General features: G+C 34.2%; 14 protein-coding genes, 11 tRNA genes and 1 pseudogene. All 26 read right to left on the bottom strand.

The window, feature by feature from the left end:
• Positions 1-97: 97 nt before the first annotated feature.
• The gene (locus tag IGI87_RS04455; RefSeq protein WP_317095391.1) at positions 98-1,039 is read right to left on the bottom strand and encodes a conjugal transfer protein; all 942 of its coding nucleotides are present in this window, start codon (positions 1,037-1,039) and stop codon (positions 98-100) included.
• 13 nt (positions 1,040-1,052) lie between these two features.
• Positions 1,053-2,057, bottom strand: coding sequence for a bifunctional lytic transglycosylase/C40 family peptidase (locus IGI87_RS04450; RefSeq protein WP_317095390.1), 1,005 nt, complete (start codon positions 2,055-2,057; stop codon positions 1,053-1,055).
• Between the two features lie 152 nt (positions 2,058-2,209).
• Positions 2,210-3,937, bottom strand: a pseudogene (locus IGI87_RS04445) (CD3337/EF1877 family mobilome membrane protein); the annotation flags it as partial.
• Positions 3,921-6,389 carry an ATP-binding protein gene (locus IGI87_RS04440; protein ID WP_438736329.1) on the bottom strand — a complete coding sequence of 823 codons (2,469 nt, stop codon included), beginning with the start codon at positions 6,387-6,389 and terminating at the stop codon, positions 3,921-3,923. The gene IGI87_RS04440 and the pseudogene IGI87_RS04445, both read right to left, overlap by 17 nt.
• Positions 6,367-6,765, bottom strand: a complete 399-nt coding sequence (locus tag IGI87_RS04435; protein WP_438736328.1) for a conjugal transfer protein — start codon at positions 6,763-6,765, stop codon at positions 6,367-6,369. The genes IGI87_RS04440 and IGI87_RS04435 overlap by 23 nt, the downstream gene beginning before the upstream one ends.
• A gap of 91 nt (positions 6,766-6,856) precedes the next feature.
• On the bottom strand, positions 6,857-9,466 hold the full coding sequence (locus IGI87_RS04430) for a KAP family P-loop NTPase fold protein (RefSeq protein WP_438736326.1): 2,610 nt from the start codon (positions 9,464-9,466) through the stop codon (positions 6,857-6,859).
• Between the two features lie 198 nt (positions 9,467-9,664).
• A complete protein-coding gene (locus tag IGI87_RS04425) occupies positions 9,665-10,165 on the bottom strand; it encodes an antirestriction protein ArdA (protein WP_438736324.1) in 501 nt (166 codons plus the stop codon).
• A gap of 20 nt (positions 10,166-10,185) precedes the next feature.
• Positions 10,186-10,407 carry a hypothetical protein gene (locus tag IGI87_RS04420; RefSeq protein WP_002408635.1) on the bottom strand — a complete coding sequence of 74 codons (222 nt, stop codon included), beginning with the start codon at positions 10,405-10,407 and terminating at the stop codon, positions 10,186-10,188.
• 17 nt (positions 10,408-10,424) lie between these two features.
• Positions 10,425-11,606 (bottom strand): MobT family relaxase, encoded by a 1,182-nt coding sequence (gene mobT / locus IGI87_RS04415; RefSeq protein WP_438736323.1) that lies wholly within the window; start codon positions 11,604-11,606, stop codon positions 10,425-10,427.
• A gap of 238 nt (positions 11,607-11,844) precedes the next feature.
• A complete protein-coding gene (locus IGI87_RS04410; RefSeq protein WP_368021557.1) occupies positions 11,845-12,165 on the bottom strand; it encodes a hypothetical protein in 321 nt (106 codons plus the stop codon).
• Between the two features lie 16 nt (positions 12,166-12,181).
• The gene (locus IGI87_RS04405; protein ID WP_438736321.1) at positions 12,182-13,189 is read right to left on the bottom strand and encodes a DNA cytosine methyltransferase; all 1,008 of its coding nucleotides are present in this window, start codon (positions 13,187-13,189) and stop codon (positions 12,182-12,184) included.
• Between the two features lie 11 nt (positions 13,190-13,200).
• A complete protein-coding gene (locus IGI87_RS04400; RefSeq protein WP_438736320.1) occupies positions 13,201-14,556 on the bottom strand; it encodes an FtsK/SpoIIIE domain-containing protein in 1,356 nt (451 codons plus the stop codon).
• Entirely contained in the window at positions 14,556-14,930 is a 375-nt protein-coding gene (locus IGI87_RS04395) for a YdcP family protein (protein ID WP_438736319.1), read from the bottom strand. Before IGI87_RS04395 ends, IGI87_RS04400 begins: the two co-directional genes overlap by 1 nt.
• A gap of 2 nt (positions 14,931-14,932) precedes the next feature.
• Complete coding sequence (locus IGI87_RS04390) at positions 14,933-15,259, bottom strand: DUF961 family protein (protein ID WP_174126148.1); 327 nt, start codon at positions 15,257-15,259, stop codon at positions 14,933-14,935.
• Between the two features lie 103 nt (positions 15,260-15,362).
• Positions 15,363-18,587 carry an MSCRAMM family collagen-binding adhesin EcbA gene (gene ecbA / locus IGI87_RS04385; protein ID WP_438736317.1) on the bottom strand — a complete coding sequence of 1,075 codons (3,225 nt, stop codon included), beginning with the start codon at positions 18,585-18,587 and terminating at the stop codon, positions 15,363-15,365.
• 301 nt (positions 18,588-18,888) lie between these two features.
• Positions 18,889-18,972: transfer RNA gene (locus IGI87_RS04380), tRNA-Leu, on the bottom strand.
• Positions 18,973-18,985: 13 nt separating this feature from the next.
• A tRNA-Cys gene (locus tag IGI87_RS04375) sits at positions 18,986-19,056 on the bottom strand.
• A gap of 25 nt (positions 19,057-19,081) precedes the next feature.
• A tRNA-Gln gene (locus IGI87_RS04370) sits at positions 19,082-19,153 on the bottom strand.
• 14 nt (positions 19,154-19,167) lie between these two features.
• Positions 19,168-19,240: transfer RNA gene (locus IGI87_RS04365), tRNA-His, on the bottom strand.
• 32 nt (positions 19,241-19,272) lie between these two features.
• Positions 19,273-19,346 (bottom strand) — tRNA-Trp (locus IGI87_RS04360).
• A 4-nt stretch (positions 19,347-19,350) separates the two neighbouring features.
• Positions 19,351-19,431: transfer RNA gene (locus IGI87_RS04355), tRNA-Tyr, on the bottom strand.
• A gap of 5 nt (positions 19,432-19,436) precedes the next feature.
• Positions 19,437-19,509, bottom strand: a tRNA-Phe gene (locus IGI87_RS04350).
• A 45-nt stretch (positions 19,510-19,554) separates the two neighbouring features.
• Positions 19,555-19,630, bottom strand: a tRNA-Asp gene (locus IGI87_RS04345).
• 10 nt (positions 19,631-19,640) lie between these two features.
• A tRNA-Val gene (locus IGI87_RS04340) sits at positions 19,641-19,713 on the bottom strand.
• Positions 19,714-19,740: 27 nt separating this feature from the next.
• Positions 19,741-19,812: transfer RNA gene (locus tag IGI87_RS04335), tRNA-Glu, on the bottom strand.
• A gap of 17 nt (positions 19,813-19,829) precedes the next feature.
• Positions 19,830-19,918 (bottom strand) — tRNA-Ser (locus tag IGI87_RS04330).
• Positions 19,919-19,920 lie beyond the last annotated feature (2 nt).

The raw sequence follows: 19,920 nt of genomic DNA, 5'->3' as shown, positions 1-19,920 counted from the left end.
TACTCGCCGATTAAAAAGAATATACAATGATATTTATAAGCTTCTATTAATCTATATTGGTATTATTTTTGAAACTTAGCTATTCCTAATTTTAAATCTAATTTATTTTATCAATCACCCAATTCTGTTTCTTCTCCAATTTCAAATGATACTGACAAACTAACGTAGCTTTTGTTTCTTGATTCAAGTACTTAACTGAAACTTCGACTTCCATGCCACCCTTATCCTTTCTAAAAACAGGTGTTTCCAGTTCGGAATACAAATAGTTCTTATTTAACGGCTGAATAGTTTTATCTTTTACGTAGTAAGACAACTCATCCTTAGTTGCTCTCGGATACAACTTGAAGAATGTTTTCAAAAACTTCGTCACTTCATCCCGTGTTTTGGAATCAATCGTACTATCGTTCTCCCATTGTTTCGGATGAAAATTAGAATGTCCTGGTTGACGAGTAATCGTTGGATTTTGGGTAATTACCTTATCTTCATTCTCCGCTTGATGGACAGTGACTTGGTATGCAGAAGCAATAACACTTGATTTCTTCCCTTCGGTTATTCGTTGTTCTACCGTGAAATTCACTTGAAAATCTCGTTTACTTTTCTGAGTGATTTTAAAAATATGAATAGCTTGAACTTGGGAACTCGTAGGAATATCCGTACGAATCAACTCTTGATTCAGCTGTTGAAGTTCTTCTGTTAAATAACCATTAATTTTCTTGGTACGATTTTCAATCGCTGCTTTTCGATTCTCCCAAGTAAAGTAGTCTTTCGCAAAACTTTCTACATAGCTTTGAATACCTGTTGTATCCACTAACTTTTCTTCTACTTTCACTTTTTCGTGAATCGTTTGACGATCAATCGCAGTAAAATTTTTATAAATTGCAAAGCCCAAGCTGAGACATAATACTATCCATAAGAATAGGACAGATTTTCGTCTCTTGCCTATCACTAATACGGGAACTTTACGGCTGTTCTTAGTTTTTTTGAGCGTATTCTTTTTTACTTTCTTTTCTCTTTTTGTCTTTTCAATCGTAATCTTCATTTCTTCACACCTTTCATCTTCTCACGCGCCCAGCACCAATTAAATGCGCTTGCCAATAACTATCGGTTAAATCACCATAGTCAATTGGATTTCCAGCGTTATACATTTTCATCTTTCCTACATAAATTCCCACATGGGTCACGTATTCTCCAGCATCATACGTTGAGTGAAAAAAGACTAAATCGCCAGGCTTTGCTTCTTGAATGGAAAGATGTGTCGTCACATCATATTGGGCTTGTGCTGTTCTCGGTAATTGAATTCCCACTTTTCCATAACACCATTGGGTTAAGCCACTACAATCAAAACTCGTTTCTGGGTTAGAGCCTCCAAAAACATAGGGATACCCTTGATATTTTAAGGCCTCGTTCATAATTTTTTGAACGATCTTATCATCAAACTTTGGTGCTTCTTGTTTAAGGTATTGTTTCACCAAAAGCACATAAAATTGATTCCCATAAGCGTACCGCCAATAACCTTTGACCGCTGCAATTTCATTATGATAAGGAACCTTTCTACCACCTGATTTTTCTTTGGCAAAAGTTGTTGCTAGCTCATAGCTATATTTTTTACCATGTTTTTTCACAAAATCTAGAAAACCAGAGCCATAATTATAGCTCTGGATTACACTTTCAATATCACTGCCTTCTCGTTTCATCTTAGTCACCATTTGTGAAAAATAGATACAGGCTTGTTTAATGGATGCTTCCGGACTTAAAGAATTAGGAGCTAGACCTAATGATTCGGAACTTTGCATCACATCTTGCCCTTTTCCGCCTGTCTCCACTTGCATAATCGCCAATAGGTAATCACTGTATTCACTAATATGATTTTCTTTTGCGTATTTATTAACCAATTTTTGATAGTTGAGAACTTCTTGGCTAACAGATAACTGAGTTTCAGAAGGTTCAGTGGATGCAGAAGAATCTTGATCAGTTGAAAATAGTAATAGACTAGTTAACAACAAACCTACTAGGCTCAGAAAAAAACTACTTCCGAAACATAGTATTTTTAGTTTCATAAATCATCCCTTCTTTTTCACAGATTTTGTGAAACTATTTTTCAGTTTCACTGTATTAGGTCTCATATATTTGGGAGGAGTCTTTTGAGTTTTTCTTTGGTGAACTTTTTTGCCTGTACGGTCTACTTGGGTCATTTTCCTTTGAGATTTAAGAAATTGATAGGTTCTTTTTTATCTTTTAAAGCCTTATTTTTATAGGTAATAATTGGCTGTTTTGGATGATTTTTATGATCTTTTTTGGTTCCTTCTTTGGTTAAAATTCTTCGTTTATTCTTTTGATTCGCTGTATTTAATTCGGGATTCTTTTTGATTGAATACTTGTTTTTATCGGTTGTCTTTTTATTTTTGTTATGAGTTTTTTTGTCCTTAATGTACTTATTTTGATGTCTATTGTTGGCTGTCAGTGTTAAATACTTACTTCTGTTTTTCCGATTAGGTGAACTAGTTTTAGAGCCTTTTTGCTTACTTGGTAGTTTTGATAGAAGAGACGTACCTACTAACGTTCGTCCAATGTTGCGTTTTAAGCTTCGGATATTTCTTTGCGCAAATCTTTTTGGTCCCTGAGTGACTCTTCGTCCAAGATGTTGACTGTCTCCACTTTGTAAGCTAAACATCCCCATCAAGTCACTTAACTTAAGATAAATGCCACCAAATGTAACGATTTGTAAAAAAGCAACCATAAAAAATGGATAGTTTCCTGATAATGCATAAAACATAGAAGAGATACTAAAAGCTGTCGTAATAACTAGCGTAATCCCCGCACGCATCATAATTGTATTGAATAGTTTTTCAATCGCCTTTTTGGCCATTCCTTGATACGTCGGTAGCATCGAAAGTAAAAAACTGATTGGTAGAAACATCGTAAAAATCACGAATAGTATTTGTGAAAAGATCACGATGCCTGTTAATAAGAAGATAAAGACCGAGATGCCCAAATCAAATAGAAAGAGAAAAACCACGGTTCCTAAACGATTCATGGTTTTGGTAAGCGTCAAATTTTTATTGTTGTGTTTAGTAATTTCCTCTTTCACTACTTCTTCACGTTTCTTTCCATTTTCACTGTTTGGATCAACGGCTAATAATTTATCTACTCGCTTTACACCAATTTTTTCCTTGTTAGAATCATTAAATTGTAACAATAGCCAAGGCTGTTGAACTTGAATAGCAAATAAACTATCTCGAATCAAATCCACACTATCTTTTCCTTTGGTTGTCGCATCTGGTACCACTATTTTCGTGCCTAAAGATAACGCTGCTGAACTAATATCCGTTGAAAAGTCATTAATCTTCTTTATATAGCTTGGCGCATAGGCAATAAAGGAAGCAGATAATAAAAAAACAGTCACAAAATTAATGACTGCACGTATCCCTTTAGACGTTTCCTTTTTAATTAAACCCACGTAAGTTACATAAATCCCCACAAGTAGAATAAAAATCAAAAGAAAGCCAATGTAAAAACCTTCTTTGGCAAAACCATGGCTTGAAATTCCAGCTAAAGTTTGAATATTTTTACCAATCGCATCTGCAGTATCTGAAATAAAATCGAGCCGATATGCTTCTTGAATCACATAACCGGTTGCATTGGAAATATACAAACTAACGGTCCATAAAAAATTAGTAATCGCATATAGACCATACATGACAGATTTACCTATTCCATCTGACCAATTCCATGGTAGCCAATCCCATGAACTATCCACAAAAAAATCCAATTGATAATGGTCTAAGCTATACGTTGAATAGAGATGACCCGCATCAATTTTATTGTCTACTAAGCCACTAGCACTTGCTGAAAGGGTAAAAAGGCTCATTAGTACCCACAGAAAGAAGAGCATCACTGCCATTCCTATGAGTATTTGTTTTTTAGTTTTCTTTTTCATGAGACGCACCTGCTGCTTTCAATAAAGGTGGTCGTGTATCAAAGGCTTGAACGAGTTCTTCAAAGACAGGATGAAATTGAAGAATCCCCACATGACCATATAAATCTTGAAATAAACATTGACCATTTTCTAAATTACGCAACCGTTTTTGATTCTCTTCATCTTCTTTATCAATACCAAAGAACTCTAGTGTTTTCTTAATTTCATGAATATCTGTACTACGAAAAGCAAATTTTAAGCCAATGTTATTTTTCAAGCGCTCGTCCGATAAATCATCACTGTTTTGCGTAACAAAATATACTCCAGCATTCATGGAACGCCCTGCACGAACCAGTTTATTCGATAATATTTTTCCTTGTGCTACTTGCAAAATTGACCACGCTTCATCTAAATCAACAATTTTAAAGACTTCCCGCTGACTATGAATAAAATCTAAGGCAAAGGTACTAATAATCATCAATATAGAAATACTTAATAATTCCATCGTGGTATATTCTTCAAAACTTGTCTCTGTATCTGGCAACACTAAGTCTGCTACTTGAATAATGTTTAATTGTTTGTCTAAGCTAATAGATTGCTCCACTGAACCATCAGAAAATAACAATTGAGCAAAATCATAATCAGTAAATGATTCAATGTGATCGGCAATATTCAGTGAAATAGTACTATTTTCTTTACGTAATTCTTCAATCACACAGATCAATCCACGCTTATGACTTTGAGTAACAGAACGAATAGCTTTACGTAAGACAGGAAATTTTTCGCCATCTCGACTAGAAATTCCCGTTAAAAACGTTAAAATATCAATAGCTAAACTTTCTGAGTCCTTACTTCTTTTCATGATGACGTAAGGATCTAACATTCCTTGATTTTCACTTTTACTGGTTAAATTCAAAATATTAATTTCATGGGCAATATCTGGTAATTTTTCTTGCCAATTACCTCGTTCGGCTTTCGGGTCAAGAATCAACGCTTGACCACCAAATAGTACTGCATAATAAACGATTAAATTGTTACTAAAAGATTTTCCTCCACCTAACGAACCAAGGAAAGCCGCTGCCAGCGCATTTGTAACAGATCCCTTCACTCCTTGACTAGCTAAACTAGGTTTTAAATAGACATTTTGTCCTGTATCTACATTGTAACCAACATACATACCTTCTCTTTCTCCTAACTTTTGAGTAGCACCAAAACCTAATCCAGCTAAGAAATCTGAAGTAATATACTGAATATAATCGTTCATATATCGCTTACTTGCTGGCAAAAACTCTTGATGTAAGCCCAACATATCGCCAAACGGTCGAACTAATTTAATATTTAAATCATCATAAAAATCCATGACTTCTTCACAACGCTGCTTTAATTCTTCTTCATTTTTAGCTGAGACTCGGACGACATAACTTAACTTGTACATAGATTCTTTGGACTTATCTAAATTAGTTTCCAATTCATCAACAGAATCCAATGCTTCTACCACACCATTTGTTGTTTCATTATTTGACTCCCACGCATGATTGTCTAAGTCTTTTAATTCTTTTTTCTTATTACGAACTGTCGATAACGCTTTTTTATTAGGAACAATTTCAATATTCATACTTGTATCAATAGGAAAAGAAAATTGTTGTTGCTGATAGTAAAAAATTTCTGACGATGGAAAATCTAGCTCGCCCACAATTAAGTTGATGGTTAAATAAGCCACTAAAATGGACTGCTTTTCATGCTCAATTTTTAAATAACGTTGTTTCTCTGTGACTAAACAACGAGTTGGACGAATAAGATCGTAACGTTTGATTAGAGTTTCCTTGCTTAATTTCCTCCTAGGAAGTACATATTCATACTCCTCGTAAGGCGCTACTTCTCCTCCATAAATATGTTCTATTAAGTAAGCAAAGTCTTTTGAGAATAAAGGTTGAATTTTAAAGCGGCGTGAAATTTTAGCCGCTAATAATTTTTCCAATTTCTGATAACGAAAAACTTCCTCTTGAGGGATTGAAACAAAATCACCCATTAGCTGATGATTCACTTGATAGGTAAATGCATGCAATGTTTCTTTGAATCCCTTACCAACATTTTTAACTGTCAATTCCTGATCTGTAGATACGAGTTTAAACCCAATAAAAAAACGATAATCCAATTGATTATCGCCAATCATTGAGACCAAAGCTTCGGTCTGCTCTTCTATTTTTTCTTGGGCAATTGCCTTTAAACGTCCTGTAATTTCTTCTTTAGAACGTTCTTGCGTTGCTCGTAGACTCGTTTCGGTGGAGATTTGAAGCGCATGGATTTTTCCTTCACGATTTTGTGCAATTAATTGTTGAAATTGTTCGTGTACTTCAAATTTTTGTTCTTCTGATAAAAAAGAATAATTATACGGTAGTAATTCATAATACGCAAAACATTCGCCATCCTTATTCCAGACTAAATTGTTTTCAATGTACTTGATTTGGGTCATAGACTTCACTCCTAACTGTTGTTATTTCCAGTTGCACTTTTTGTTTATTTAACGTTACTTTCTTTCCTGCATAAGTTACCTTTGGACGAACAAGATACAAAATAACTGATCGTAAAAAGCCATAAGGACGTTTTCCATCAAATGTTTTCTTAGACATAAACCATGTGACACTTGCAGGAATGGCTAAATATTTTAGAAAAGCGCCTTGAATAAATACTAGTGGTGGCAAATTTCCGAAAAGAATCATTGCCAATAAAGTTAAAACGAACCAAGCCATTTGACTAAAGGTAACAGGAAAAGGCAGTTGAAAATCGTTGATCGCGTAGATCACCTTTTCAACTGCCCAGATACTGGTGTAGCTTTTTAGTTTTTTCATTTTTAGTCCTTTCTTAAAAAAAATCAAATGTGCTATATTTAAATAGCCATTTGATTTTTTTATTTTAAATAAGATTCATATTCTTGTTAAACTAATCTACACTGGATAAATCCACAGGATTAGTTCTTTTAACTGTATACTCTCCGTTTTCATCTTTAACCTTATTTAGATAAACTTTTAATACTTCATTTAATAATTCCTGTTTTTCATTTTTAGGCGTAACTTTTTCTTGATAAACTTTTATTACCTCTACATCAATTAATGTTTCAAAATCTTCATTCATTGAATAATAGTAACCACTATCTCCTTCTTGAATCACAACCAAGATATTCAAAATTTTAAAATAAGTGAATTCATTTAAATTGGCCTCTAAAAACTTTCTATAACGTTCCAATTGGCCTTTTTCTTGTAGATAGCGATAAATTTGTAAAACATTCTTTCTAGTGTAGGACTGTGAATTAAATAAATCAAAATCTCCTTCCAATACATTTATAATCAAATTTTCTGTTTTTTCTTCTAAAAACTCTATTTTTTCTTTATTATTTTCATCCGAAGAATGTTCTAACCAATATATTACATTTGATATCATAGTAAGGTTTTTAAGTTCCTTAGTGTAATCACCTAACAAGTTTTTAAACTCTGACATAGAAACATTTTCTAGTAGTAAAGAAATTATTATAGAAACACAATTTTCAGTATCTAATGCTAAAAACGTTTTATAGTTGCTAAAACTAAAATAGCTATCTAAAAAAAACTTAGCTAGAAAATAGCATTCTTCTGTAGAAAACTCATCAATGTAATAAGAAAGATTTGTTAACATCTCTAACTGTAACTCTTTATCTAACTTCAATATTTGTTCTAAACATTCATCCATACATTGTGATTCTTTATAATATTCTTTTACATATTCAATAAATGCTTTAGTAATATCAACAACCTCTGAATTATTATTAGTCATATTTGTAAAATAAAGGTTAAAAAATTTACCACTACTAACTCTTTTATTTTTTTGAATTTCTATATACTCAGGATTATGCCTTGAATTCTGTACAATATTTTTATATCTTTTTTTGTTCTCAATATAATTTTTTACATTGGGAAAAGACAAACTCAATAATTGTCCTTCAAGATTTTGTTTAATACCTGCATTATCAAAAACAGAATTTATTTTAGCATTCATATATTCTTCATCCATATATCTGAATACCATCTCCATACCTTGATCACTAGATATAAAGTACTCTTGATTTACATATATATAGTTATATAATTCTATATTAGAAGAACGTAAATATTCAAGGACTAAGAAATCAATTATTGATATCTTTCTAGAATTAAAAATAAATGGAAGTATACTTGTGTTTACAAACCGCTTAAATTCTCTTAAACCTACTTGGTTATTTGAAAGTATTTCTACAAATAATTTAACATCATTAGTGGAATGTTCTATATTACTAGAATTCAAAAGTTTTAAAATTGTTTTCAAATAAATATTGTACATATCTTCCGGTCTCATTAGGGGGAGTATAATTTTTTTTTGAACAATTTTATCTAAATAAGATGTACTAATGTTAATACTTTCGAGAGATTTACCAATCTCTTTTTTGTCATAAGATAATATGATAATCAAATTATTAAAATCCAATACATTATTAATAATATTTAACATTAAAAATATATTTTCTGGTCTTAATCTATCCAAATTATCAATAATAAAAACAATTTTTTTATTACTTTTTTCAATTAAATAATTTATATCAAAAACAATATTCTTAATTTGATTATCTTCGTGACTTTTTAGTATATCGATTATTGATGAAAAATATTTCTTACCTAACACGAGTTCACTAATTGACTTAATAAAAAAATCTATATCCTTTTTTGGGATTTCAAGTTTAGATTTTACTAAAATAGTGTTTATTAAATTATTTAATAAAGATTCTTTGTTTTCCGATAGCCACGGTTCAAAGTCATTTATAATAATGAATTGTTCATCTTTATCTATACAATCTACTAAACTATTTAAGAAAGTAGTTTTTCCTGAACCCCAAGAACCTTCCACCCCAATAACAAATCTTTCTTCAGAAATGTATGTTTTTATCAAATCTGATAATTCCTTTACAAAATACTCACGATTTAATAAATCATATCCTACTGCTTTTTCTCGTATAACGAAAGGAATATCGTACCCAACTTCATCATCTATTACTTGTTTCAAATCAACAACAGTACTTTTTTTCTTTTCATCATAGGTTTTACATATTTGAATAATTCGATATACAAATAAAAACAATAAAACTAACACGAAATAGTTGATCCAACTGATTTTATCAGTTAGATTAATATAGTTAAAATAACTCGATATTTTATATAAAATCAAGGAAATAGTTGATAAAAATAGTACATAATCAAATCGATTCATAAGTGGATATTTAACTGTTTTTAATAACTTATATTTTATACAAAGTAGTACCAATAGAATTCCAATTAGCGCTAGTACACTAATTGGAATACGACTTTTAGAAGCAGTAAATATTTCGGATAAAATGTTATTATAATCTATAAATATTGCTATGATACTTACAATAGTTCCAACAATAAATGTATTAACTATACTATACTTATTATTGTACATAGTCATATATAACTTAACTTTATCACAAGCTAATCTGAATCTATTCTTCCAATTTTTTTGTCTCATATTATAAACCACTCCTGCTTTGAATAAAAAATATATGTTTCAATTAACAATAGCTTATACTTCTTGTAAAATTAAGTAACATATAAGTTTGTTAGCATATTCTAAAGTTTTCATGTTCTAGTATAACATCTTTTACTAATATATTCTTTCTCTTATGAAGCTATTTTTAATTTAATAATCTTATTATTTTGACATCAATTAAAAAATATACTCAAAAACCCCATTCCTACTAACCAAAAAATTCCTCTCTATTTCCAAATCTCGACCAAAGGCTTCATAATCAATATAATTCACCAAATTCGCTGGTATTTCGCCTAATACGCCTTCTTCTACTAAAGAAGCTGCGACATCTGCCATTGTTTCGCAATTTGAATAACAGACAATATCATCTTTATGTTCCACCATTTCTTCAAAGCTATTAAAAAAGGCTTGCTGAATTTCTTGAATAGAATCTTCAAAAGGCATGCCTTCTAACTCTTGTGCTAATGTACCTAATCGATTTAGTTCTTCCAAAGAAGTATATTCATCGACTTCAAAGGGTAACTCATAGTCGTGAATCGCATATTCTTCATAACTTTCATTTAAACCAATCTGCTCGGCTACTTTTTCTTCATCAACTGGTAAAGTAAACCATTCCCCAACTAGTTCTCCTTCGTTATATTTTCCTAAATTTGCAATATAGACACGCAGTTCATCCATTTTTTTAAATTCCTTTCTGTCTATGCACCCACGATTCGGTTGAAAAGTCCTAGTAGAACATCTTTTACTCCTTGAGCATTAAAAACTAAACCAACAGCTATCAAGGCAATCACTAAAAATCCGATTAACTTGGAAAATTCTCTTTTAAAACCTAGATATAAGCCAATCACAACGATAGCTAATAACACTAAGGACTGAGCGTTACTCAAAAACCATTGATATAAATTCTGTCCAAAATTCATTCTTTTTCCTCTTTTCCTTATAAAATTAGTTCATTCAGTTTGTGACTTTGTTGTGCCAAAATCTTTTGATGTTTTTCGGTTAATTCTGCTTCTGCAATCATTTTTTTCACATGATTAGTCTGCTGAAGCTGGTCTAATTTCATCGCCATCTTTAAGGTAGGAGCTACTTGATGGGCTAACCAGTTTAAGGTTCGTTCAATAGTATAGGGTTGCGGTTCTGTCGTTAACCGTAGTTCTTGGCGATTTTTCCCAATAAACCAGAGCCACCGTTCATTTGTTGGCCACTTCGATCGTTGCTTATTTCCATCATTATCAGCAAAGCGTAAATAATGGTTAATAATGGAAAAAGCCGTTTTTTCAATGTTTCTATTTTTCACAAAATCAATTAATGCTAAATACGCACGCTCATTTTTTAACCGAATTTCAAAACGATTTTTTATCTCTGCTTCTTCTAGTGGAATTCCTAGTTTCACGTATTGTTCGTAATCTTTTTCATACAAACAAAAATATACCTCACTTTTTAAACTACCAATATACAAGGTGTTTCCCATACCAACTTTTTCATTATTCCTCAATAATTCACCAGAACGATAGCTTTTAAAACTACGAAATAAAGAAATACATTCTTCGCTTTTACATTTCTTCGTTAATTCAGGAATAGCTAAAATTCCCGTTCGATCATTAATGGCTAAATCTAAGCGCTTAATTACTGCACCGACTGCCAAACAATCGCAGAAAAACTCATGCCACGTTCGTTGTTGGGCTAAGAGAAACGTTTCATATTGACGACAACCACGCCCTTTTAGTTCAAGCAAGACACCTTTTTCTTTCTCTTGGGATACCATCACAATAATATCTCCCATCACATATTGTTCTTGATAAGAGTAAAACGCGTAGTCTTCATGAATCATATAATCAAAACGCAAACGTAAAATTGTCTCCGCTATTTTCTTAACATTAGTCGTTGGAAAACGAATCCGGATATAATCAAACAACAAGGTTAATGGTAGTTCTGGATTAAAGCTTTCTAAATGTTGAAAGATTTCTTCTCTCAATGATTGAGAGGGTTCTATTAATCCAGTTTCGATTTTATTAAAATATTCTCGAGAAATGCCACAGGCTAAAGCTAACTTATTTTGTGATAGTCCATAGTTTATTCTCTTCTTTTTCAATTGTTCAAAATTAAATTTTTGTGCCAAACGCATTCCCTCCAAATCTGTGAACCAAAAAGGATTTGTTCACACTTTGTATACTTGATATAAATGTTGATAAAACAATGGTCGTTTATCCTATTTACACATTTATTTGTGTTTTTCTACCCCCCTGTTAGACAAAGGGGGCTTGTTCCTCATGATTGGACTTCGTCCAATCATGACCAGGCCAAATCATTGTGAAGGGCAGTTTGCTTGAGGCAAAGCCCTCCACAATGTTTGCCTATCATGGTTTTAATCCATCAATTCCTTCCTTTTGAAGTTGTTCTCTTAAACTGTCTAAATGAAGACTGACATTTGGAAAAGGCGAACAATCCGAAAGTCGGGAAAGAGTCGCTAAAATAGATTGAAATTCAATGCGTACATCGTCATCCACGTCTTGTACTTCTGACTCTCCCAGTCCTTTCACTCCATTTTTACGCACCTCAAAATTTAAAGCATACAACTGTTGGAGATAAAGTAATTCTTTTTCATCTTCTCCCGTCACATGATTTTCATATTCATGACAAATATCGTATAATTCACCGATCAACGCATCATAATCCATTGAATTCACCTTTCTTTCAATCCTTTAATTGTCTGGCAATATCAAAAATAACCGGAACAGTGACAGAGTTTCCGGCTTGTTTGTATAATTGTGTTTCTGAATTGACTTTGGCTGCTCGTTCAAAGGCCCAATCTGGAAAACCTTGTAGACGCCAGCATTCTCTTGGCGTTAACTTTCTGATTTGATAATGATCAGTAATCACTGCTTGATTGTCGCTCGTTAATAAAGTATGAGCTACTTGTTTACCTACCCGGCCTCGCCGTGTTTGAGAATTGGGATAAGACAAATTGACGCTATCTCCTGGATAGACACGTTCGACCTGTTGATTGGACTTTCGAACTAATATTTTTGGCGAGTCTACTTTTGTAGTTAGCGTGGGTGAAAGACTATCCGTTGAGAAAACGCGACTGCTTTGTTGGTATTTTTCTGGTAATTTTCCTACAACAATTATTCCTTTCTTCGGATGAATAACTGGTTTGTCTTCTCTGGTGAGAGGAAATATTTGTGGGGTACGTTCTGCTCGATAATGTCCAATAATGAATACTCGCTCTCGATTTTGTGGTACATAGGCTTTAGAGTTAAGACACGCCCATTCCACATCATACCCAAGTTCATCCAGCGTTCGGAGGATTGTCTCGGACGTCGTAGTCCCTCTTTCGTGGTTGAGCAATCCTTTGACATTTTCAAGGAATAAAAACCGAGGTCTGAGAATAGTGGTGAAGCGAGCAATTTCAAAGAAGAGAGTTCCTCTAGTATCTGCGAAACCTTGTCTTTTTCCCGCAATTGAAAAAGCTTGGCACGGAAATCCGCCACAGAGAATGTCGGTATGTCCGATAGATCGAATAAATTCGTTTGAGACACTGGTAATGTCATGTAATTCTATTTCTCCTTTCGTCTGATGAATTGCTTGATAACTCTTTCTGGCATATTTATCAATTTCACAAAAGCCAATACAATGGTGACCTGCCATTTCCATTCCTAATCGAAAGCCACCAATACCGGCAAATAAATCTAAAAATTCCACAAGTTCCTCCTTTATTGATAGTTATTTTTTTCAATAATTGTTTGAATTTCAGCTAAAAAATCATGTCCTTTTGGCACAATCGGTGTATAAAATTCACTAATGACGTTGGTTCCTGTATCAATATAGCCACGGCCTTTGATTTTCTTTAAGAAAAATTGTTTATTGGTTTCGCCAAACATCATGGAATAGCCTAAATCACTCATTCTTCCCAACGCCACACGCAAATTAAACTGATCTCGGATGCCATCACCTAAATACTTTGCATCGGGACGTTGACAAGCAAAAATTAAAAAGAAACCTGCTTGACGTCCTAGCATGACAATTTGTTTCAATTTATTTAGAATATTGGCACTTTCTTTTGGCGTTAACATTTCCATAAAGGCTACATATTCATCAAAAATTAAAAATTTAGGAGCCAAGCCTAAATAAGCATAGTTTTCTCCTGTTTTATAGTTGGGCATCTGCTTCATGTCTTTGCTACGCTGCATCATTTGACTATGAAAATCTTCCACACATTGAGAGATATCTTCTTTAGAAGAAGAGACATTGGGCATCACGGTTTGTAAGTCAGCTAAATCCGCATTTTTAGGATCCAAGACAAATACAGTGGATTGGGCTTTTACTAGAGCTTCAATCAACGTTAAAATAAAATAGGTTTTCCCGCTTCCTGTTCCGCCTGCAATTAACAAATGTGGCATGGTATCATAGGACCAATTCAAATTTTTCATTAACTTTAAAGAACCTTTTTCTGAATACATCTCCTCACTAGAAATTCGGTTGGCAATCATGTCATAAAGCAACGTATATTCGACATATGAGTCTTTTAGCTCTTTCTCTGTCAGCTCACAATAAAGCCCACTTTCTAATTTCTTTTCAAGATTCAATAGTGGTTCTTGGTATTTTCCTAAAGAAATTTCAACTAAAATATGAATCAACCCATTACTCTGTCGATAGAAAACTTTAGGAAAATAAGTTATTCTTTCTTTTGAACGTGGATTAAAATCTTTAAAAAAATGAGTATTTTGTACTTGCATAACTTCATACCAATGATTCTCCATGAGCATTCGTGCCAATTTCTGACGATGTTTCAAACTTTGCCAATGATTTGGGAAACACTTTAAATACAAAATCATTACTATCCCTTGAATAAACAATGAAACAAAAAGAGACAGCCAGTGAAATGTACCTAGCTGTCTATCTAAAGGTTGGTTTTGAATAATTGTATTCGTCATATTGTAAAGTTGTTGCCAGTGAAAAAAGCCTACGGTAACAGCTAAAATCACCATATTCATACTAAAGAAAAAGCGATAAATTAACTGCGTATCTCTAGGATAAATCTTTTTGCCTTTTCTGCGTTGGAATCTCATTATTTCTTAGGAACAGGCTTTTCTTGTTGCTGTGAAACTGGACCCTTCTTTTTCAAAATCAAATCTTCCGCTTTAATGAACCAGCTGACAGTCGTTCCTTCTCGGAAGACATAGTTAGCCACGGTATCCACAGTTGGTTGTACCAGTTCGACTTCTGCATCATAAGGAAATTCTCTTAAAGGAACTTCTGCAGGAATACTAACTTGGACCATTCGCCCTTGTGTACTGGATTTTAAATTATATGTTCGTTCTTTGATTTCTGTACTAACCGTACCATCTTCATTTTGTTTCCGAACTTCTCGACGTAATGCAGAAAACTTTAATGTCCCAAATGTTTTTTCTTGGTTAATAATCATTCCTTCAGCTAATCTCATACTTACATTCCTCCATTTACTTTCATTAAATCATCAACCATCAAAAGATAATTCGTATAGCCACGGTTATCAATTTGATAGCCTTCTACTTGGATCTTTGGATTCACTACTTTGACTAATTCCCCATCCTTAAAAATCTTTTCACCTGCTTCTGGTGCTACAATAACTTCAATATCATCTGCTCGTTGGATATCAGAATATAAGTGATAACTGCGACCAATAATTATTCGATTTCTGCCACTTCCTTCAGTTAGAACTTCTCCTTCTCCAGCATAGGTCAAGTGACCAAATGTTTTCTCCATATTCGGTACGACAAATTTTAATTCCATTTTTTTTCCTCTTTTCTTTTTATTAAAATAAGCACGTTATCTCCAATAAAATTGGTGGATAACGTGCGCGCTGTAAACCATGATTCTGTTTTTCTTTCATCCATTAGTCACGATGGCGCCAAACATAATAGCCTGCAACAGCAAACATCAATATAAAACCAACTACCAATAATGCAGAAGAACGTTTTTCCCCAGTATTTGGGAACGATGCTTTCCTTTGATTTGGTACAGAAATCGTTGGTTTCGATTCTTGCGGAACGACAGGTTTTTGTTCTTCTTTTGGTGTTAAAGTTTGTGTTTGTTCCTTTAGGTCTTTGTTGTGTTCGCCATTTACTTTACCGTTTTTATCATAATTGGTTTCTGTAAACGTAAAACGAGTCCCTTTTAGATAACGACTCGTATCAATTTTTTCTATCAAAATTGTTTTAGTAAACGTGGCATCATCCACTGCATAATCAATTTTTCCAGAAGACCAAATGAGTTGATTGGTGCCATTAGGGAGTAATGCATATAGTTTTGTTTCAAATGCTTCTTTGGATCCGTCTAAAAGATCATGGGTAATTTTTACATCATCATACATAGTCAAAACATCGCCATAAGTAAAGGTATTACGACCATCTGCTCCATGAGCTTTAGTTTGAATAGTTACCTGTTGTTTAGTTGTTGCTTTCACAGTTTGTGCTTGGTTATTTAAATCAGCATCAATAGCGATTGGTTTGGCTCCTTTGTCATAAACTGCTTGATTTTCGTACACTTCATTAAACAAAACCAACGTTTTACCGGCTACTTGTTCTGTCGTTAATGAATGTTTCATTTCCCAAGTTCCTGCTTTTTGCTCATTTGCTAAAATTGTTTTATCTTCCTTAACAATGATTGGTTTCGCCTGTTTATCTTTTTCTTGGGCTTTTTTCGTTGCTACAACATCTACAATTTTTGTGACAACATACCAATCTTTTTTGACCGTATTCAAGTTATATCTTAAACGATCCACTATCGTTGGATTTTTCATTGTTTCTAAATTTTTCTCTCCTGATTGCCAAGTCGCTAAAGAAGAAAGGTGATTTTCTGTTTCTGGTTTGTCATAAAGCATAAGTCGGTTTAAGTGAACGGAAAAAGTTTGATTCGTTAATTCTTTATAGGGTACTTTGACTACTTTAATAGGATCTTTCTGACCTTCTTCGGTAATGGTAAAAACGTACTGACTCGCTTCATAATTCGTAGTATTTTCTTGGAAGGTAGAATGAATTACTAATGGTTGAATCTTTTGAAAACCAGTTGGTGCTTTTACTTCTTCAAAACGATAATCACCAAAAGGAATATTTTCAAACTTGCCATAGCCATCAAAACCTAAAGTTTCGTTAAAGCCAGTCGTTGCTTCATCGTCTGCACCTGTAATGGGTAACGTTGGTTTAATCGGGCTTAATTTAAAGGTTAAATCATTGAAACCACTACTAGTTGAACCAGAAGCAGAATTCGCAAATTTGAAAAAATCAAAGCCAAAACGAATCACTTGTTCTTTGGCAGTTACGTTTTGTGTAATCACGGCATTTTCTTGATGATCATCTACTTTGGCAATGTTTACTGGGTATTTTGTTTGGTCTAAGGTATAACCAATAGGTGCTTTGGTTTCTTTCCAATAATAGTTGGAAATGGCTAAGTGTTTCACCCCCACTTGATTTTCTTTATCAATGGTTAACGTTACTTCTTGTTCAGAAGCTTTCTCTCCTTTTATAACTTCTGGATGACTTTCATCTTGCCATTTTACAGGTGTATCTTTGGCATGATTTTGATTGGTTTCTCCATAGAATAAAGTATATTGTGCCCCTTTAAACGTAGCATTTCCTTGCGTATCCGTTCCTGTATCTTTGTCTTCTTTGGTTAAAGTAGTTTGTCCTGTAATTTCTTGGTTGGTTCCTTTTACATATTCTACTGAAATAGGCACGGTTTGATTTTGATAAGCTAAGACCACTTTAACTGGTTTAAACGTATTTACAAACCCTGCACTGGCTTTGCTCTCAATCACATAATAAGTTCCCAATTCTAATGCTTTTAAAACATCTTTTGACGTTTCTGCATGTCCTTTTGCATCCGTAGTTATCGTTTGAACAATCGGTCCATCTGGGGTCTCTTTACGTATCTCAAACTGATTACCCGCTAATGAGTAATGTTCGTTCCAAAGGGTGGTTCCTGTTTCAACACCTTTTTTATCTAAAACGATCTGTCCTTTTTCTCGAAGGTTCTTAGATACTTTTTCAATCATTTCACCTGCTTTGATGGTGGCAGAAAGCGGCGTTGAGTCAATCGTATACGGCGCTGGAACAGATTTTTCAGTAATAGTCACTTTTGTGTTATGAGGAATCCCTTCAATTAGGCTGGTTCCAGCATCCCCTGTTGTCACTTCTTGTGTGGGAAACTTTCCGCCAAAATCTAAATGAAAGACTGTTCCTGGTAATTTTTGACCTGACTCTCTATCTATTTTTGTAAATTTTAATTTTCCTTTTGTTTCTATGTCCAGTTTGACTGTATAAGTCGTTGGTTTATCAATGGCACCCGCCATCACGGTTTGTACACCAGCTTTTTTATAAGCAACTGGCGTGCCTGTTTCTTCTGTCTTTTCTAATGTGAGTACACCCGATTTTGACTGTTCATTCGTACTCAAAGTTAATTGATTACCGTTCACATGATAGTCAATGTTCGCAGTATTTTTGACCACTTTATTAAACTCTGACAAGTTTAATTGATTCGTATCTGTTAAAACTGTCGACTTTCCTAAGTTCAGTTTGGTTGTCGTTCCATCAAAACTTGGTTTCTTTTGATAGTCTTGGACAACTTTATTGATTTTTGCTTCAATGCTTGAAATGTCTACTGTACTTCCATCTGGACGAGTCATGGTATGGATAGTATAACCATTGGCTGCTTGCCAAATGATTTTTTGCGCAACGGCTTGGGTATCAGGGTCTTGACCAACCTTTTTCCATAAAATGGAAACTAATTTTGCGCGGTCTGGCATATCAGGTAAAGGATTTTTTTCATAACCTGGATTGATTGGATTAATAATATTCACTTCTGGCTCAATGCAGAAAACAGGTTGCTTCTTCCCTTTATAATTAGCATAGGTAGGGGCTGTATGCGTATTAAAAACTTTTCCATTATTATATACCCCCGAAACATTGTAAATATTATTAGCATCATACTCAATTGTTACTTCTTCAGGATAATCTCTTTCTTCTGCATGAGCGATAAGTGGCGTTATACCAGTATTTACAGTTTGGAATAGCAATACTAAAGCCGCTAGCAATTTACTATTCTTTATTCTTGGTCTTCTCACTTTTATACTCCTCTCTGATTTTGAATATAAAAAAAGACGCTCAAATTTTGAACGTCTTAATTTCTTATTTGATTATATATTGATACATTTAAATCTTCATTTGTATATTACTTTTAACTAAGTTATTTTATATTTTCTAGTAAAATAATAGTGACCATATTCAATAACTATTTAAAGCCCTTTATCTAATTAAATAACTACTTTTTTTACAAGAAAAACTATAAAAAATTTCATTCGCACCATTTTCGCACCACTATAACGAAAAAAGACTGTTAAATCATTGATTTAACAGTCTTTAGTATACCGGCGGCCGGGGTCGAACCGGCACTCCCGTGAAGGAACTGGATTTTGAGTCCAGCGCGTCTGCCAATTCCGCCACGCCGGCAAGATATTTTGGAAGGCGGTAACCGGATTTGAACCGGTGATGAAGGTTTTGCAGACCTCTGCCTTACCACTTGGCTATACCGCCATATTCCATTTTTGTTACAAAAAAACTGGGGTAGCTGGATTCGAACCAACGCATGACGGAGTCAAAGTCCGTTGCCTTACCGCTTGGCTATACCCCAATAAAATTACAAAGGGCGACCGATGGGAATCGAACCCACGAATGCCAGAGCCACAATCTGGTGTGTTAACCACTTCACCACGATCGCCGTAATCTTAAAAAGTGTATCTATTAAATAAATGGCAGGGGCAGCAGGAATTGAACCCACACCAACGGTTTTGGAGACCGTTGTTCTACCTTTAAACTATGCCCCTAAAATGGAGGAAAGTGGATTCGAACCACTGAACCCTAAGGAACGGATTTACAGTCCGTCGCGTTTAGCCACTTCGCTATTCCTCCATAAATGGCGTGAGACAGAGTCGAACTGCCGACACACGGAGCTTCAATCCGTTGCTCTACCAACTGAGCTACCACGCCTAAAACAAAAGCTTGTTCAAATAATTTTCAAATAACAACATTAAATGGCGGTTCCGACGGGATTTGAACCCGCGATCTCCTGCGTGACAGGCAGGCATGTTAACCCCTACACCACGGAACCAACCGAGTAATGGAGGTTAACGGGATCGAACCGCTGACCCCCTGCTTGTAAGGCAGGTGCTCTCCCAGCTGAGCTAAACCTCCAAAAAGGAATGTTACTATTAAATTGAATGACCCGTACGGGACTCGAACCCGTGTTACCGCCGTGAAAGGGCGGTGTCTTAACCGCTTGACCAACGGGCCAGTTTGTAAATATGAAACGGAGAGTAAGGGATTCGAACCCTTGAGACAGTGTTTACCGCCTACATGATTTCCAATCATGCTCCTTCGGCCTCTCGGACAACTCTCCAT

The sequence above is a fragment of the Enterococcus sp. DIV1444a genome, assembly GCF_051712125.1.
Taxonomy (GTDB): Bacteria; Bacillota; Bacilli; order Lactobacillales; family Enterococcaceae; genus Enterococcus; species Enterococcus faecalis.
The sequence above is the reverse complement of the archived record's forward strand: the minus strand, read 5'-3'. Positions and strand labels throughout refer to the sequence as shown.

What these genes read in the sequence shown, in the direction of transcription:
- IGI87_RS04400 (WP_438736320.1), bottom strand. Translation starts at nt 14,556, where the DNA reads ATGAGATTCCAACGCAGAAAAGGCAAAAAGATTTATCCTAGAGATACG.
- IGI87_RS04450 (WP_317095390.1), bottom strand. Translation starts at nt 2,057, where the DNA reads ATGAAACTAAAAATACTATGTTTCGGAAGTAGTTTTTTTCTGAGCCTA.
- IGI87_RS04395 (WP_438736319.1), bottom strand. Translation starts at nt 14,930, where the DNA reads ATGAGATTAGCTGAAGGAATGATTATTAACCAAGAAAAAACATTTGGG.
- IGI87_RS04430 (WP_438736326.1), bottom strand. Translation starts at nt 9,466, where the DNA reads ATGAGACAAAAAAATTGGAAGAATAGATTCAGATTAGCTTGTGATAAA.
- IGI87_RS04420 (WP_002408635.1), bottom strand. Translation starts at nt 10,407, where the DNA reads ATGAATTTTGGACAGAATTTATATCAATGGTTTTTGAGTAACGCTCAG.
- IGI87_RS04425 (WP_438736324.1), bottom strand. Translation starts at nt 10,165, where the DNA reads ATGGATGAACTGCGTGTCTATATTGCAAATTTAGGAAAATATAACGAA.
- IGI87_RS04455 (WP_317095391.1), bottom strand. Translation starts at nt 1,039, where the DNA reads ATGAAGATTACGATTGAAAAGACAAAAAGAGAAAAGAAAGTAAAAAAG.
- IGI87_RS04435 (WP_438736328.1), bottom strand. Translation starts at nt 6,765, where the DNA reads ATGAAAAAACTAAAAAGCTACACCAGTATCTGGGCAGTTGAAAAGGTG.
- IGI87_RS04440 (WP_438736329.1), bottom strand. Translation starts at nt 6,389, where the DNA reads ATGACCCAAATCAAGTACATTGAAAACAATTTAGTCTGGAATAAGGAT.
- IGI87_RS04390 (WP_174126148.1), bottom strand. Translation starts at nt 15,259, where the DNA reads ATGGAATTAAAATTTGTCGTACCGAATATGGAGAAAACATTTGGTCAC.
- IGI87_RS04410 (WP_368021557.1), bottom strand. Translation starts at nt 12,165, where the DNA reads ATGGATTATGATGCGTTGATCGGTGAATTATACGATATTTGTCATGAA.